Annotated in this window: 14 protein-coding genes and 1 tRNA gene; 3 read left to right on the top strand and 12 right to left on the bottom strand. The window is 66.5% G+C overall.

Annotated elements, in window-relative coordinates; all coding sequences use genetic code 11:
• Positions 1–23 precede the first annotated feature (23 nt).
• From pgi to KO490_RS12635, 5 genes are read right to left on the bottom strand one after another with little or no spacing between them, the layout of a single operon-like run.
• The gene (pgi, locus tag KO490_RS12655; RefSeq protein ID WP_216019778.1) at positions 24–1628 is read right to left on the bottom strand and encodes a glucose-6-phosphate isomerase; all 1605 of its coding nucleotides are present in this window, start codon (positions 1626–1628) and stop codon (positions 24–26) included.
• 11 nt (positions 1629–1639) lie between these two features.
• The gene (gene pgl / locus KO490_RS12650; RefSeq protein ID WP_216020148.1) at positions 1640–2311 is read right to left on the bottom strand and encodes a 6-phosphogluconolactonase; all 672 of its coding nucleotides are present in this window, start codon (positions 2309–2311) and stop codon (positions 1640–1642) included.
• 5 nt (positions 2312–2316) lie between these two features.
• A complete protein-coding gene (gene zwf / locus KO490_RS12645) occupies positions 2317–3765 on the bottom strand; it encodes a glucose-6-phosphate dehydrogenase (RefSeq protein ID WP_216019777.1) in 1449 nt (482 codons plus the stop codon).
• Between the two features lie 60 nt (positions 3766–3825).
• Positions 3826–4365 carry an RSP_2648 family PIN domain-containing protein gene (locus tag KO490_RS12640; protein ID WP_216019776.1) on the bottom strand — a complete coding sequence of 180 codons (540 nt, stop codon included), beginning with the start codon at positions 4363–4365 and terminating at the stop codon, positions 3826–3828.
• On the bottom strand, positions 4365–5558 hold the full coding sequence (locus tag KO490_RS12635; RefSeq protein WP_216019775.1) for an RSP_2647 family RNA methyltransferase: 1194 nt from the start codon (positions 5556–5558) through the stop codon (positions 4365–4367). The genes KO490_RS12640 and KO490_RS12635 overlap by 1 nt, the downstream gene beginning before the upstream one ends.
• 182 nt (positions 5559–5740) lie before the next feature.
• Between KO490_RS12635 and edd the strand changes: the two genes are divergently transcribed.
• Entirely contained in the window at positions 5741–7543 is a 1803-nt protein-coding gene (gene edd, locus KO490_RS12630; RefSeq protein WP_216019774.1) for a phosphogluconate dehydratase, read from the top strand.
• Between the two features lie 70 nt (positions 7544–7613).
• Here the strand turns inward: edd and KO490_RS12625 are convergent, their stop codons facing one another.
• The 6 genes from KO490_RS12625 to KO490_RS12600 all read right to left on the bottom strand — a co-directional run bounded on the left by KO490_RS12625 (position 7614) and on the right by KO490_RS12600 (position 11908).
• Complete coding sequence (locus KO490_RS12625; protein ID WP_216019773.1) at positions 7614–8072, bottom strand: low molecular weight phosphatase family protein; 459 nt, start codon at positions 8070–8072, stop codon at positions 7614–7616.
• 4 nt (positions 8073–8076) lie between these two features.
• Positions 8077–8556: a UPF0262 family protein gene (locus KO490_RS12620; protein WP_216019772.1), complete on the bottom strand. Its 480-nt coding sequence runs from the start codon at positions 8554–8556 to the stop codon at positions 8077–8079.
• Entirely contained in the window at positions 8553–9866 is a 1314-nt protein-coding gene (hisD, locus tag KO490_RS12615) for a histidinol dehydrogenase (RefSeq protein ID WP_216019771.1), read from the bottom strand. The genes KO490_RS12620 and hisD overlap by 4 nt, the downstream gene beginning before the upstream one ends.
• A 111-nt stretch (positions 9867–9977) precedes the next feature.
• Entirely contained in the window at positions 9978–10454 is a 477-nt protein-coding gene (locus KO490_RS12610) for a DUF2948 family protein (RefSeq protein WP_216019770.1), read from the bottom strand.
• Between the two features lie 3 nt (positions 10455–10457).
• Positions 10458–11729, bottom strand: coding sequence for a UDP-N-acetylglucosamine 1-carboxyvinyltransferase (gene murA, locus KO490_RS12605; RefSeq protein WP_216019769.1), 1272 nt, complete (start codon positions 11727–11729; stop codon positions 10458–10460).
• On the bottom strand, positions 11729–11908 hold the full coding sequence (locus KO490_RS12600; RefSeq protein WP_216019768.1) for a hypothetical protein: 180 nt from the start codon (positions 11906–11908) through the stop codon (positions 11729–11731). Before KO490_RS12600 ends, murA begins: the two co-directional genes overlap by 1 nt.
• Positions 11909–12059: 151 nt before the next feature.
• On the opposite strand from KO490_RS12600, the gene KO490_RS12595 reads away from it, so the two are divergent.
• Positions 12060–12134 (top strand) — tRNA-Thr (locus KO490_RS12595).
• A 121-nt stretch (positions 12135–12255) separates the two neighbouring features.
• Here KO490_RS12595 and KO490_RS12590 read toward each other — a convergent pair.
• Positions 12256–13242 (bottom strand): zinc-dependent alcohol dehydrogenase family protein, encoded by a 987-nt coding sequence (locus KO490_RS12590; protein ID WP_216019767.1) that lies wholly within the window; start codon positions 13240–13242, stop codon positions 12256–12258.
• 366 nt (positions 13243–13608) lie between these two features.
• Here KO490_RS12590 and KO490_RS12585 point away from each other — a divergent pair, with 366 nt between their 5' ends.
• Entirely contained in the window at positions 13609–14556 is a 948-nt protein-coding gene (locus KO490_RS12585) for a sulfurtransferase (protein ID WP_252727163.1), read from the top strand.
• Position 14557 lies beyond the last annotated feature (1 nt).

Below are 14557 nucleotides of genomic sequence, written 5' to 3'. Positions count from 1 at the left end.
GGCCATGGCCCCCCTTCGCGTTCTCAGCCCCGCATCTGGCGGATCAGGCCCGCCAGCGCCTCGGTCGAGGCGTCATGGCCGGGGGCGTCTTCGCCCTTCAGCAGCGGCTCGACCTTCAGTGCCAGCTCCTTGCCCAGCTCGACCCCCCACTGGTCGAAGCTGTTGATGCCCAGGATCACGCCTTCCACGAACACCCGATGTTCATAGAGCGCGACGATCTGGCCAAGCGCATAGGGCGTCAGCTTGTCGATCAGCAGCGTGGTCGAGGGCCGGTTGCCCGGGAAGACGCGGTGACGCGCCTGGCGTTCCAGCTCGTCGCCGGTCAGGCCCTTGGCCTCCATCAGGGCGCGCGCCTCGTCCAGCGAGCGCCCGCGCATCAGCGCCTCGGACTGCGCAAGACAGTTCGCGGCCAGCAGGATGTGGTGATGGGCCAGATCGGGCTCGTGGCCGTTCGCGGCCAGGATGAATTCGGCCGGGACGGGCATCGTGCCCTGGTGGATCAGCTGATAGAAGGCGTGCTGACCGTTCGTGCCGGGTTCGCCCCAGACGACGGGGCCGGACACCACGGGCAGGTCGCTGCCGTCCATCGCCACGCGCTTGCCGTTCGATTCCATCTCCAGCTGCTGCAGATAGGCGGGCAGACGGATCAGGCGGTTGTCATAGGGCAGCACCGCGCGGGTCGGATAGCCGCAGATCTGGTGATGCCAGATCCCGGTCAGGGCCAGCAGCACGGGCAGGTTCTGCGCCAGCGGTGCGCTGCGGAAATGCGCGTCCATCGCCGCGGCACCCGCCAGGAAGCGATCGAAATCCTCGGGCCCCACGGCCAGCATGACCGACAGACCGATCGGACCCCAGACCGAGTATCGCCCGCCGACCCAGTCCTCGAAGCCGAAGACGCGGGATCCGTCGATGCCGAAATCGGCGGTCTTGTCCACGGCCGAGGACAGCGCCGCGAATTGCGCGGCAGGCTCGGACACTTTCGCCGCCATCCAATCGCGCGCGGTGCGGGCATTGGTCATCGTCTCGATGGTGGTGAAGGTCTTGGAGGCGACGATCACCAGCGTCGTTTCCGGGTTCAGACCCTTCAGCGTGTCCGCGATATCCGCACCGTCCACGTTGCTGACGAAATGCGTGCGCGGCCCGTCATGGTAGGGTGCAAGCGCCAGCACCGCCATGAACGGCCCAAGGTCCGACCCGCCGATGCCGATATTGACGACATCCGTGATCTTGCCGCCCTGCCCGGTGAATGCGCCCGAACGCACGTCATCGGCAAAGGCCTTCATGCGGGCGTGGGTTTCACGCACCTCGGGCATCACGTCGCGGCCATCGACCGTGACGCTGGCATCCAGATTGCGCAGGGCGGTGTGCAGGACCGCGCGGCCCTCGGTCTCGTTGATCTTCTCGCCGGTGAACATGGCTTCGCGCCGCGCCTCGACCTGCGCGTCGCGCGCAAGGTCCAGCAGCATCTTGCGGGCGCCGGCATCGATCATGGTCTTCGAATAGTCGAAGACCAGCCCGTCGGCCTGCGCGGTGAATTCCTGCGCACGATCCGCGTCGAACAGCGATTCGATCCGCGCGTCGCCCTGGGCTGCGCGGTAATCCTTGAGGCGGTTCCAGAAATCGGTCATCTCGGCTTTCCTTATTCGGCCCAGTGCACGGTCGCGGCATCGAGGAAGGCGCGGATCGGCGCCTCGATCGGGTCGAGCTTCATCGCGCGTTCCAGCGCCTCGCGCTTTTCCGGGCCCATGATCAGCACATGCGTGTTCAGCGCGTCGGCCAGGACCGGGCGCGTCAGGGTGATGCGCGGCTCTTCGGCGCCATCGGCGCGGATCGGCATCAGCATGGGGGCATCGGAGGCCATCGCGGCCTTCAGGTGATCGGCCCCCGGGAACAGGCTGGCCGTGTGCATGTCGTTGCCCATGCCCAGCAGCAGCACCGTCAGCGGCAGCGCCGGCGCGATCCGTTCGGCCAGCCCTTCGGTCGCCTGATCGGGGGTTTCGTCGCCGGTGAACAGGTCGATGTAATTGGCGGCCTCGGCCTTGTCCTTCAGCAGGTGGCGATGCAGCAGCCGGGTGTTCGACCGCTTGTGCGTGCCGTCCACCCAACGCTCGTCGCCCAGAAGGACGGTGACGCGGTTCCATTCCAGCTGGGCACCCGACAGCGTCTCGAAGACCGGCGCGGGCGAAGTGCCCCCCGGAACGCAGAGCGTCGCGCCCGGATTGCCACGCAGATGCTGCGCCAGCTGCGATCCGATGCGATCGGCCAGCGACAGCGCCAGCATCTCGCGGTCGGGATATTCCTTGAATTCCATCGCCATCAGCGGATCTCCCTCCAGCGGCGGTTGTCGCGGTGCATCAGGCGCAGGGCCTCGTCGGGCCCCGAGGAACCGGGATCATAAGGCTCGGGGCGGCGCTTGCTGTCCTCCCAGGCCTGGATGATCGGGTCGGTCCATGCCCATGCGGCCTCGACCTCGTCGCCGCGCATGAACAAGGTCTGGTTGCCGCGGATCACGTCCATGATCAGACGCTCATAGGCGTCGGGCATGTCGCGCCCGTCCGGCCCCAGGGCATCCGCGAAGGACATGTCCAGCGGCACCTGCACCAGACGCATGCCGCCCGGTCCCGGTTCCTTGATCATGACCTTCATGTTCATGCCCTCGTTGGGCTGAAGGCGGATCACCAGCTCGTTGGCCTTGGGATGGCCGCTATCGTCGAAGATCGAATGCGGCGGCTCCTTGAAGGTGATCGCGATCTCGCTGGTGCGGGCGCGCAGCTTCTTGCCGGTGCGCAGGTAGAAGGGCGTCCCCTGCCAGCGCCAGTTCGAGATGCGGACCTTCATCGCGACATAGCTTTCGGTCGAGGAATTCGGATCCTCGGCATCCTCGAGATAGCTGGGCGCTTTGCCGTCGGACTGGTACTGGCCGCGCACGATCTCCTGCGGTTCGACCGGCTCCAGCGCGCGGATCACCTTCAGCTTCTCGTCGCGCACGGCGTCGGGATCGAAGTGATAGGGCGGCTCCATCGCGATCAGGCACAGAAGCTGCATCATGTGGTTCTGGACCATGTCGCGGATCGCGCCGGACTTGTCGTAATAGCTGCCGCGCCCGGTGACACCCACGGTCTCGGCCACGGTGATCTGCACGTGGTCGATGAACTGCGCGTTCCACAGCGGTTCGAACAGCACGTTGGCAAAGCGCACCGCCATCAGGTTCTGGACGGTTTCCTTGCCCAGGTAATGGTCGATCCGGTAGATCTGCTGTTCCGAGAAATGCTGCGCCAGCGTCGCGTTCAGCGCACGCGCGGTCTTCAGATCGCGACCGAAGGGCTTTTCCACCACGATGCGGCTGTCGTCATCCGCGATGCCGTGGCCTGCCAGCCGTTCGGCGATGTCACCGAACAGCGACGGCGCGACCGAGAAGTAGAAGGCATGAACCGCACCCGCGCGCATGCGCGATTTCAGTTCCTTCCAGCCGCCTTCGCCCTTGGCGTCGATGGGGACGTAACCCAGGGTCTGCAGGAATTCCGCCAGGCTGGAATCGTCGGGCTTCACGCCGCCGAATTCGCAGATGGCGGCCTTGGCTTCGGCCCGGAAATCGTCGTCGCCCTGATCGGTTCGGGCTGCGCCGATGATCTGGGCATCGGGCGGGATCTGACCGGCCACGAAACGGCGATAGAGCCCCGGCAGGATCTTCCGATGCGCCAGATCGCCCGTGGCGCCGAAGATCACGAGGTCGAAATCATCGACCGGAATGACGCGCGAGACCATGCTGTCCTCCTTGTGTTTGGCAACCGCAATATCGTTTGTGAGCGGTAACAGCAACGCGAATTAAATCTTCATCAGCTTGGCCAGCCGCGGAAGGCGGCAGCGTTTCAGCAATTCAGCCACACTCATCGCGCCGCCTGCCGCCTCGGCGCGCAAACGGGCGGATTCCACGGCAGACCGCACTGCGGCGGGGTCGGTCGCATGCAGATCCAGCAGGAATGCGTCGGGATGGATCGCCCGCAGCCCCAGCCGTTCCATCAGCGGGCGCGGGAAATCGCGCAGGTTCGCCGTCACGATCAGGGCGGCATCGCCTGCAAGCGCGGCCTCGACCACGTGGCGGTCGGCGGGGTCGGGGAAATCCAGATCGATCGCCGCATCCCCGTCATCGGGTTGGACGGCCTGCGGAAAACGCAGGCACAGCATCGCGATCTCGGCGCCCGCCACTTCGGCGGCGACGGGCCCCAGGCGGATCGCCGCGCGGTGCCATTCGCCCAGGATGCGATCCGACCACATGGGACGATACAGCCCCCCTTCCCCGAGATCGGTCAGGATCTCCCTCAGGATCGTCGGGAACAGGACATTCGCATCTAGGACCGCGCGCATCAGTCCAGCCGGAAGAACAGCGACTTGAGATAGCCCGTCTCGGCCAGCTGCGGCAGCGTGGGGTGATCGGGACCGGCATGGCCGCTGTGGATGAGCTGACCGCGACGCCCGCCGCGCCCGATGCCGCGTGCGCTGACATTGCGGAAGCTTGCCAGATCGACGGCATGGCTGCAGCTGCAAAGCCCGAGGTAACCACCCGGCTTGACCAGCGGCGCGGCCAGCTTGGCGATGCGCTCATAGGCGCGCAGCCCGGCCTCGAGCGCGGGTTTCGAGGGCGCGAAGGCCGGCGGATCGCAGATCACCACGTCGAAGCGGCGGCCATCTTCGGCCAGCTGTTCCAGCATGGCGAACGCATCGCCGCGCAGGACTTCCAGCCGGTCGGCGGCACCCATCGCGTCGGCACCGCCCTTGGCCAGTTCCAGCGCCGGCGCGCTTGCATCGACGCAGGTCGCCCGTTCGGCGCCCGCCGCCAGCATCGCCAGACCGAAGCCGCCAACATGGCTGAACACGTCCAGCACCTCGCCCTGATCGACAAGGCGTTGCGCGAAGGCATGGTTCGGGCGCTGATCGAGGAACAGCCCCGTCTTCTGCCCGCCCATCAGATCGGCCAGATAGGTCGCACCGTTCATCTGCACCGGGATCGGAGCCTCGGGGGTGGTGCCGCGCACGACCTCCATCCGTTCGGGCAGACCCTCCAGCCCGCGTGCGCGTCCCTGCCCGTTCAGGACGACCGTGCCGACGCCCACGATCTCGACCAGGGCATCCGCGATGCGGTCGGCCAGCGCATCGGCCCAGGCGGCGTTGGGCTGCATGACGGCGGCATCGCCGAAGCGGTCGATGACCAGGCCCGGCAGGCCGTCGGCCTCGGCATGGACCAGCCGATAGAACGGCTGATCGTGCATCCGTTCGCGCATGGCCAGGGCCCGTGCGATGCGGCGTTCCAGCCAGGCGGCGTTCACCCGCGCCTCGACATCCAGATCCATCACCCGCGCGACGATCTTGGAATTGGGGTTCACCGTCACCAGCGCCAGCGGCTTGCGCTCGGCATCCTCGAGGATGGCGAAATCGCCCGGTGTGATGCCCTTGGTGCGACGGTCGAGAACGACCTCGTCGGCAAAGACCCAGGGGAAGCCGTGGCGGATCGCCTGCGGCTTGGATTTCGGACGGAGACGGATGACGGGCAGCTCGGACATGGGGGAATTCCTTTCGTGCCTCGATCTGGCATGACGCCCGCCCCCGCACAAGCCGCGATCCCCGCAGGGCGCGTGCAAATTTTCGCAACCCGTGCCCCATGCTTCCGCGTTCCCTTGCTTGGGAACGGTTGAATTGTTAACGCTAACTACATATGATCCGCCCGAAGCCAGAGGGAAGCCACATGACACTTCACGCCAGCATCGAACGCGTCACCGACCGTATCCGCGAACGCTCTCTTGCGTCGCGCGCGGCCTATCTGCAAAAGATCGAGAAGGCGGCGCAGGACGGACCGGCGCGGGCGCATCTGTCCTGCGGCAACCAGGCCCATGCCTATGCGGCGATGTCGGACAAGGACGACATGGCGACCACCCGCAAGCCCAATATCGGGATCATCACCGCCTATAACGACATGCTGTCGGCGCATCAGCCCTATGAGCGTTTCCCCGACATCATCCGTCGTGCAGGCCATGCGGCAGGCGCCACGGTCCAGGTCGCGGGCGGTGTGCCCGCCATGTGCGACGGCGTGACCCAGGGCCGTCCGGGAATGGAGCTGTCGCTGTTCTCGCGCGATGTCATCGCGCTGGCCGCGGGCGTGGGGTTGTCGCATGACTGCTTCGATTCGGCGATGTATCTGGGCGTCTGCGACAAGATCGTGCCGGGGCTGATCATCGCGGCGGCGACCTTCGGGCACATCCCGGCGGTCTTCGTGCCGGCCGGTCCGATGCCCTCGGGGCTGCCCAACGACGAGAAATCGAAGGTCCGCCAGCAATTCGCCGCCGGAGAGATCGGTCGCGACGCGCTGATGGCGGCCGAGATGGCGTCCTATCATTCGGCGGGCACCTGCACCTTCTACGGCACCGCGAACACGAACCAGATGCTGATGGAGTTCATGGGCCTGCACCTGCCGGGGTCCAGCTTCGTCAACCCCAACACCCCCCTGCGCGAGGCACTGACCACGGCGGCCGTGGAACGTGCGGCGGCGATCACCAACCTGGGCAACGAATACATGCCCGCGGGCCAGGTCCTGGACGAACGCGCCTTCGTGAACGGCATGGTCGGCCTGATGGCGACCGGCGGCTCGACCAACCTGGTGCTGCACCTGCCGGCCATGGCACGTGCAGCGGGCGTGATCCTCGACATCGAGGATTTCAACGACATCTCCGAGAGCGTGCCGCTGATGGCGCGGGTCTATCCCAACGGTCTGGCCGACGTGAACCATTTCCACGCAGCCGGGGGCCTGGGCTACATGATCGGGCAGCTGCTGGAAAACGGCCTGCTGCATCCCGACGTGAACACGATCAACGGCACGGGGCTGGACGGATACACCGCCGAGCCCAAGGTCGCCGATGGCCGCGTGAAATGGGAAGCCGGTGCCAAAGACAGCCTGAACGACAAGATCCTGCGCCCCGCGACCGACCCCTTTGCCAAGACTGGCGGCCTGAAGCAGCTGACGGGCAATCTGGGTCGCGGCGTCATCAAGGTCAGCGCCGTCGCCCCCGAGCGGCGCGTGATCGAGGCGAAGGCCCGCGTCTTTGCCGACCAGGAAGAGGTTAAGACCGCCTTCCGCGCCGGTGAATTCACCGAGGACACGATCGTCGTGGTCCGTTTCCAGGGGCCGCGCGCCAACGGCATGCCGGAACTGCATTCGCTGACGCCGGTTCTGGCGGTGCTGCAGGATCGCGGGCTGAAGGTCGCACTGCTGACCGATGGGCGCATGTCGGGCGCATCGGGCAAGGTGCCCGCCGCGATCCATGTTTCCCCCGAGGCGGCGACGGGCGGCCCGCTGGCACGGGTGCAGGATGGCGACGTGATCCGGCTGGATGCCGAGACGGGGCAGATCGATTGCCTGGCCCCCGATTTCGACAGCCGCAGCCCGGTTCAGGCCGACCTGTCCAGCAGCCAGCAGGGCCTGGGCCGAGAGATGTTCGCAGCCTTCCGCGCGGTCGCGGGCGATGCGACCGACGGCGCAGGCGTCGTGGTCTGATCGCGGCGGACAAGCTGTGGAACGGATGGCCCCGCCGCGTGCGGGGCCTTTTCATTGAACGGGGCCGCAGTCAGGTCCGCGGCGGACCGAAGCGTTCGATCATGCGGCTGCGGATCTGGTCGCGCGTCTGGCGATAGGCATTCAGCTTGGCCTCTCGTCCCTCGGCCAATCCCGCCGGGTCCATGATCGGCCAGTATTCGACATCCAGATGGGCATGGCGCGTCATTTCCAGCGCCATGCGCTGGCTGGCGGGCGACAGGGCCACGATCAGGTCGAATTGCGACAGGTCGTCGCCCCAGTCGCGCATCTCGTCGAAGCTGCGCGACCGGTGATTGGCCAGGGGCACGCCCATCTCGTCGCAGACGGCGATGGCGAAGCCGTCCACCTCCATGTCGCTTTTCACGCCGGCGGACTGGACATAGGCCGATCGCCCGTAGAACTGCTTCATCATCCCCTCGGCCATCGGGGAACGGATGGCATTGTGATCGCAGCAGAACAGGACCGATGATGGGATCTTGCCCTGCGCCATCCCCTCAGCCCTGCGGTATCAGTGCACAGATGAGGGTGAACAGACGCCGCGCGGTGTCGATATCCAGCCGGGCCTTGCCCTCCAGCCGCTCCTGCAGGGTGCGGGCGCCCTCGTTGTGGATGCCGCGCCGGGCCATGTCGATCGCCTCGATCTGGGCGGGCGGCAGGCGCTTGACCGCGTCGAAATAGCTTTGGCAGATCTGGAAGTAATCCTTCACCACCTGGCGGAACGGCCCGAGCGACAGGTGGAACTCGGCCACCTTGTCGGCAGCTTCGGATTGCAGGTCGAAGACCAGTCGCCCGTCGCGAATGCACAGGTCCAGCACGAACGGCCCCTCGGGTTCGGGGGCGTCGTCACGGGCGGGCACGGCAAAGCTGTTATCCTCGATCAGGTCGAAGATCGCGACGCGGCGCTCCTGCTCCATCTCGGGGGTGGCAGGCGGGATGGCGCTGTCGTCGATCTCGATCCTGATGATGCGGCTCATTCGGGCATTCTCTCGTTCAGGGTCCCCAGCCTAGCCTGAACCGAAGCGCCATGCGCCTGCAAGCCCTCGGATGCGGCAAGGCGCACGGCGGCGGGGCCGATGGACGCAAGGGAACCGGGCGTCAGCCGCGCCATGGTCGTGCGCTTGACGAAATCCATGACCGACAGCCCGGACGAGAAGCGCGCCGAGCGGGCCGTGGGCAGGACGTGATTCGGGCCGCTGACGTAATCGCCCACGGCCTCGGGGGTGTGCGCGCCAAGGAAGATCGCGCCCGCGTGGCGGCATTTCGCGGCCAGCCCCTCAGGGTCGGCCACGACCAGTTCCAGGTGTTCGGGCGCAATGCGGTTCGACAGGGCCGCGGCCTCGTCCAGATCGCCGACGGTGATGACGGTCCCGTAATCGCGCCAGCTTGCGCCCGCGATGGCCGCACGGTCCAGCGTGGGGATGATCCGTTCGACGGCATCTGCGGTGGCGCGGGCCATGTCCGGGTCCGTGGTGATCAGGATCGATTGCGCATCGGCATCATGTTCGGCCTGCGCCAGCAGATCCCATGCCAGCCAGTCGGGGTTCTGATCGCCATCCGCGATCACCAGCACCTCGGACGGGCCCGCGATCATGTCGATGCCGACGCGCCCGAAGACCTGGCGCTTGGCCGCCGCGACATAGGCGTTGCCCGGCCCGGTGATCTTGTCCACCGGCATGATCGTGTCGGTGCCATAGGCCATCGCGGCGATCGCCTGCGCGCCGCCGAGGCGATAGATCTCGTCCACGCCCGACAGGCGCGCGGCCAGCAGGACCAGCGGATTGACCACCCCGCCCGGCATGGGCACGCAGATGACCAGCCGCTCGACCCCCGCCACGCGCGCCGGGATCGCGTTCATCAGGACGGATGACGGATAGGCCGCCTGCCCGCCCGGCACATAGAGCCCGGCCGCGGAAACCGCGCTCCACCGCCAGCCGAGGGTCGCGCCGGTCGCGTCGGTCCAGCTGTCATCCTGCGGCATCTGGCGTTCGTGATAGGCCCGGATGCGTTCGGCGGCCAGCTCCAGCGCGGCGCGATCCTCGGCCGAGACCTTGGCGATCTCGGCATCCATTTCCTCGGCGGTGACGCGCAGGCCCTCGGGGGGCAGGTCCAGCCGGTCGAAACGGGCGGTCAGCTCGCACAGCGCCAGATCGCCACGCGCGCGCACATCCGCGATGATCGCCGCGACCGTGTCGTTCACGTCCGCGCTGTCCTCGCGCTTGGCCGACAGCATGTGCTGGAAGCCCGCTTCGAAATCCGCGTCGCTGCTGTTCAGAAAGACCGGCATGGCATACCCCATTCGCAATTCTCGCGTCCGGGCCTGCCCCGGACCGCCCCGCGGATCAAGCCGCCTTCGGGGGACAGGATGCCGCAGGTTCAGTTCTTCAGACGATCCCGGTCATTCGGGATGATGCGGCACCTTGCCCGACACCGCCTTGTGCGGGCGGGTGACGTCGCGCAGGTCCAGGTTGATGCACTCGACCTCGGCCATGATGGTGCCGTCACCCGCGAAATCCAGCGTCAGTTTGCCGGTGCCGTCCTCGCCCGGCTGCCAGCGGATCGCCAGCAGTTCCAGGACCGAACCCTCGTCGCGGGCCACGCCGTCCGACAGGACGCGCAGCACGTCGTTGATCACCAGCACCGAACGGACGCGTTCGAAATCGCGCCCTTCGGACCGTGCGGCATCGACATCTTCCCAACGGAAGCGGTTGACCAGCAGGGCAAGCCGCCGCGCGCGGGTGTCGTGGCTGATATCCGTCCCGATCAGCACCGCGTCCTGCACGAACGAGGACATGATCCCCAGATCGGTCTCGTCCTCGGCCCTGATGGCAAGGGGCCTGGGATCGGCATCGGCGAAACGGGCATCTTCAGCCATGGATCACTCCTCTTTCACGCGTTCGATATGGGCGCCGACATTGCGCAGCTTGCGCACGACATGTTCGTAGCCGCGATCCAGGTGATAGACGCGGCTGACCGTGGTCTGCCCTTCCGCGGCCATGCCCGCAAGGATCAGGCTGACCGAGGCGCGCAGATCGGTCGCCATCACCGGCGCGCCGCGCAGCTTCTCGACGCCGTGGACCGTGGCATGACCGCCATGAACCTCGATATTGGCGCCCATGCGGGTCAGTTCGGGGGCATGCATGAAGCGGTTTTCGAAGATGGTCTCTTCCAGCACGCTGGTTCCCTCGGCCATGCACATCAGCGCCATGAACTGCGCCTGCAGATCGGTCGGGAAGCCGGGGAAGGGTTCGGTCGTCACGTTCACGGCCTTCACCCGCCCGTTGTGGCGCGAGACCTTGATGCCGCGGGGCGTCTCCTCGACGGTCACGCCGGCCTCCTCCAGCTTCTCGCAGAAGGCCGACAGCAGCTCGATCTTGCCGCCCAGGCACTCCACCTCGCCGCCGCACATGGCGGGGGCCAGCATGTAGGTGCCCAGCTCGATCCGGTCGGTCACCACGGGATGTGTCGCGCCGTGCAGCGCATCCACGCCCTGGATGGTGATGGTGCTCGTGCCCTCGCCCTCGATCTGGGCGCCCATGGCGCGCAGGCAGCGGGCAAGGTCCACGATCTCGGGTTCGCGGGCGACGTTCTTCAGCACCGTGGTCCCGCGGGCAAGCGTCGCGGCCATCAGCGCGTTCTCCGTGGCACCAACGGACACCAGCGGGAATTCGTAGGTCGCGCCCTTCAGCCCGCCCTGCGGAGCCTTGGCAAAGACATAGCCGTCGCGCAGGTCCAGCGTCGCGCCCATCGCCTCCAGCGCGCGCAGATGCAGGTCGACGGGTCGCGCACCGATCGCGCAGCCGCCCGGCAGCGACACCTCGGCCACGCCGTCGCGCGCCAGCATCGGCCCCAGGACCAGGATCGAGGCGCGCATCTTGCGCACGATGTCGTATTCCGCACGGTGGCTGTTCAGGTCGTGGCTGGACATGGCCAGAACCTGGCCATCCTGCAGGCCCGTCACCTCGGCCCCCAGGCTTTGCAGAAGCGCGGTCATGGTGCGGATGTCCGACAGGCGCGGCGCATTCGTCAGCGTCAGCGGCTGATCGGTCAGCAGCGTCGCGGGCATCAGGGTCAGGCAGGCATTCTTGGCCCCCGCAATCGGAATCTCGCCCTTCAGAGGGCCGTTCCCTTCGACGATGATCTGATCCATCAGCTGTCCTTGCCTGTCGCGTGGCCCGTTTCGGGCGCATCCTCGTTGTCATCGACCTGATCGGCCGCCTGCCGCGCCCGTGCCTGCGCCTTGCGGCGGGCAAGGTTCGCCCGCAATGCCTGCGCAAGGCGGTCTTCCCGGCTGCCGGGCTGCGGTTTGCTGCTGCGTCGATCGGTCATGGTGTTTCCTGTTAGCGCCCGCCCGCGCGTTCGTCCAGCAATCGCGAAGCCCCGGACGGAGCTCGTGCGATTTTCCGTCCCGTGACGCGAAAAAATGCCCAAACCCCTCTTGCACGCCCCGAGGGGTTTGGCTAAACGCCCCTTCATCGGCGCTGTGGTAGCTCAGTGGTAGAGCACTCCCTTGGTAAGGGAGAGGTCGAGAGTTCAATCCTCTCTCACAGCACCAGAAATCTTCCCCAAGATCAATGGTACGACCTGCGCCCCAAACGGTTGCGCCGGCCTGTCGCGCAAACGCATTCGGGCGCCGACGATGCGGCGCCCGTGGGGTTCGAACTGTTCTCCGGCACTCAGACTTCGACGACGACCTTGCCGATGGCCTGACCGCTTTTGAGCCGGTCATAGGCCGCGCCGACCTCGGTCAGGGCGAAGCGTTCGGCGTCCAGAAGCGGCTTCACCGCGCCCGCATCGATGATCTGCGCCAGATCGGCCAGGATGCTGCCATGTGCCTCGCGGCGGAAATCATGCAGCATCGGGATCAGCATGAAGACGACATGCAGCGACAGGCCGCGGAAATGCGCGGGCGTCAGGTCCAATTCCAGCAACGCCACGGTCGTGACGACCTGGCCGTTCAGTGCCGCCGCGGCAAAGGAATTGGTCAGGTTCGCGCCGCCGACACTGTCGAAGACGACATCGAAACCTGCGCCGCCTGTATGGGCCTGCACATAATCCTCGACCGTCTGGGCCTTGAAGTCGATCGGCGTCGCGCCGAAACTCCGGATCGTCTGCAACTGCGCATCGCCCGACCCCGTCGCCCAGACCTCGGCCCCCAGATGACGCGCGATCTGCACGGCCAGATGGCCGACGCCCCCGGCCCCACCATGGACCAGCACCCTCTGGCCGGTCCCGACGCCCGCACGATGCAGACCCTCATATGCAGTGATGCCCACCAGCGGCACGGCGGCCGCCTTTCGCATGGTCAGGGTCTTCGGCTTGGGCGCGATCAGGCGGGCATCGGCCAGCATGTATTCCGCCAGCGCGCCCTGCAGGTCGGCCAGACCGCCCGCGCAGCCATAGACCTCGTCGCCGGGCGCGAAACCGGTCACGCCCTCGCCCACCTCCTCGACGATGCCTGCGAAATCCATGCCCAGCACGGCGGGCAGATCGGGCGACAGGGGCAGATCCTTGCCCATGTCTCGGATCATCATGTCGATCGTGTTCACGCTGGTCGCCTTGACCCGGACCACGACATGGCCCGGCGTGGCGGCAGGTCGGGGCAGTTCGGTCGGGCTGAAGGCGGCATCGGGACCGTAGGTGGTCAGGTTCATCGCTTGCATGGCTGTCTCCGTAGGGATCGGGTTATGCTGACAAGATAATCCCGCTGCGCTTCGATAAAATCCGTCTATGATTGATTTCAGAATACGCGATTTTCATATAATCACGCGCCCGATGCCGTGGCCGTCGCATCGGCGTAGCTGACGCAGGGACAGGCAGCAAAAAAAAAACCCCGTTCCGGCATATGGCGCAATCCGGGCAAACCTTCGCCCCGACAGCGTCACAAGCGGAAATTCTTCCGCATCATGCCCCGCAGGATGCACCCGGTTCGCATCCGGTGGCTTCGGGTCATGGTCCCAGAACTCGATTGATGCGATGATCGTTGCTATCTCCTCCGGCAACCCGATCAGCATCAACGCGAGCATATCATGACCAAGCCCATCGCATCCGCCGCGCTGGCCGCGGCGCTTCTTTCAGCCCCCGCAGGCTTTGCCCAGTCCATCGACAGCCCGCTGGTATCGCCCGACGAACTGGCGGCCCTTCTGAAGACCGACGACGTGGCGGTGCTGGACATCCGCGCCGCCGATGGCAGCGGAAGCTATGCTGAGGGCCATGTCGAGGGCGCGGTCAACGCCCCCTATGCCCTGTTCCGCGGCCCCGAGGACAACCCCGGCCAGCTGCCTTCCGAAGAACAGCTGACCCAAACGCTGCGCGAACTTGGCCTGACCGAGGATCGTCCGCTGGTCATCACCTATCAGGGCAGCGACGTGACCGATTTCGGGGCGGCGGCGCGTGTCTACTGGACGATGAAATCCGCGGGCATCACCGATCTGGCGATCCTGAACGGCGGGGTGAACGCATGGACCGATGCGGGCCTGCCGCTGGACGCTGCTGCCGTGACGCCGCAGCCCTCGGACATCACCGTGACCTGGGACGACACCTGGACCGCCAGCGTGGATGACGTGCAGGCCGCGATCGACGGCGAAACCGACACACAGCTGGTCGATGCCCGCCCCGAGAGCTTCTGGAAGGGGGAACAGGCCCATCCCGCTGCGGCCCGTCCGGGCACCCTGCCCCAGTCGCGCTATTTCGTGCATTCCAGCTGGTTCTCGGACAAGCCGGTGATCGTCGATGCCGAAGCCGCCCGCCGACTGGCCGAGGAAAACGGCCTGACCGGCTCCGAGAACCTCATCTCGTTCTGCAATACCGGCCACTGGGCGGCGACCAACTGGTTCGCCATGTCCGAACTGGCGGGGATCGAGAACGTGAAGCTTTATCCCGAATCCATGGTGGGCTGGTCGAATGCGGGCCGCGAGATGGCGAACGCGCCGGGCCGCATCCAGCATCTGTGGACCCAGATCAAGAACGTCTTCTGAC

The organism is Paracoccus sp. C2R09, from assembly GCF_018860625.1.
GTDB lineage: Bacteria > Pseudomonadota > Alphaproteobacteria > Rhodobacterales > Rhodobacteraceae > Paracoccus.
Note: the sequence above shows the minus strand (reverse complement) of the source record. Positions and strands in the feature narration are given on the sequence as shown.

Coding starts and splice junctions, on each gene's coding strand:
- KO490_RS12585 (WP_252727163.1), top strand. CDS start 13,609: ATGACCAAGCCCATCGCATCCGCCGCGCTGGCCGCGGCGCTTCTTTCA.
- KO490_RS12625 (WP_216019773.1), bottom strand. CDS start 8,072: ATGGCGCAGGGCAAGATCCCATCATCGGTCCTGTTCTGCTGCGATCAC.
- pgi (WP_216019778.1), bottom strand. CDS start 1,628: ATGACCGATTTCTGGAACCGCCTCAAGGATTACCGCGCAGCCCAGGGC.
- KO490_RS12620 (WP_216019772.1), bottom strand. CDS start 8,556: ATGAGCCGCATCATCAGGATCGAGATCGACGACAGCGCCATCCCGCCT.
- KO490_RS12640 (WP_216019776.1), bottom strand. CDS start 4,365: ATGCGCGCGGTCCTAGATGCGAATGTCCTGTTCCCGACGATCCTGAGG.
- edd (WP_216019774.1), top strand. CDS start 5,741: ATGACACTTCACGCCAGCATCGAACGCGTCACCGACCGTATCCGCGAA.
- hisD (WP_216019771.1), bottom strand. CDS start 9,866: ATGCCGGTCTTTCTGAACAGCAGCGACGCGGATTTCGAAGCGGGCTTC.
- zwf (WP_216019777.1), bottom strand. CDS start 3,765: ATGGTCTCGCGCGTCATTCCGGTCGATGATTTCGACCTCGTGATCTTC.
- KO490_RS12590 (WP_216019767.1), bottom strand. CDS start 13,242: ATGCAAGCGATGAACCTGACCACCTACGGTCCCGATGCCGCCTTCAGC.
- murA (WP_216019769.1), bottom strand. CDS start 11,729: ATGGATCAGATCATCGTCGAAGGGAACGGCCCTCTGAAGGGCGAGATT.
- KO490_RS12610 (WP_216019770.1), bottom strand. CDS start 10,454: ATGGCTGAAGATGCCCGTTTCGCCGATGCCGATCCCAGGCCCCTTGCC.
- KO490_RS12600 (WP_216019768.1), bottom strand. CDS start 11,908: ATGACCGATCGACGCAGCAGCAAACCGCAGCCCGGCAGCCGGGAAGAC.
- KO490_RS12635 (WP_216019775.1), bottom strand. CDS start 5,558: ATGTCCGAGCTGCCCGTCATCCGTCTCCGTCCGAAATCCAAGCCGCAG.
- pgl (WP_216020148.1), bottom strand. CDS start 2,311: ATGGAATTCAAGGAATATCCCGACCGCGAGATGCTGGCGCTGTCGCTG.